Origin of the sequence: Rhizobium sp. 'Codium 1', assembly GCF_020889605.1 — a bacterium.
Classification (GTDB): domain Bacteria; phylum Pseudomonadota; class Alphaproteobacteria; order Rhizobiales; family Rhizobiaceae; genus Allorhizobium; species Allorhizobium algae.
Genome location: NZ_JAJGPW010000019.1, coordinates 1 through 456, shown reverse-complemented (window position 1 = coordinate 456; position 456 = coordinate 1). Strand labels below are relative to the sequence as shown.

Below are 456 nucleotides of genomic sequence, written 5' to 3'. Positions count from 1 at the left end.
ATCGTGTGGATCTTCTCAGGCGTGTCATGGGCAACGGCTTCGATGTCCATGCCGCCTTCCGTCGAAACGACGAAGGCTGTCTCTTATACACATCTAAAAAATAAAAAGGCCGCGTTGCTGACGCTCAAGTCAGAGGTGGCGAAACCCGACAGGACTATAAAGATACCAGGCGTTTCCCCCTGGAAGCTCCCTCGTGCGCTCTCCTGTTCCGACCCTGCCGCTTACCGGATACCTGTCCGCCTTTCTCCCTTCGGGAAGCGTGGCGCTTTCTCATAGCTCACGCTGTAGGTATCTCAGTTCGGTGTAGGTCGTTCGCTCCAAGCTGGGCTGTGTGCACGAACCCCCCGTTCAGCCCGACCGCTGCGCCTTATCCGGTAACTATCGTCTTGAGTCCAACCCGGTAAGACACGACTTATCGCCACTGGCAGCAGCCACTGGTAACAGGATTAGTTTTTT

At 55.5% G+C, this 456-nt stretch carries 1 pseudogene; it reads right to left on the bottom strand.

The features are described 5' to 3' along the window. Nucleotides 1-83: pseudogene (locus tag LJE98_RS20100) on the bottom strand (ATP-grasp domain-containing protein); the annotation flags it as partial. Between the last annotated feature and the right edge of the window lie 373 nt (nucleotides 84-456).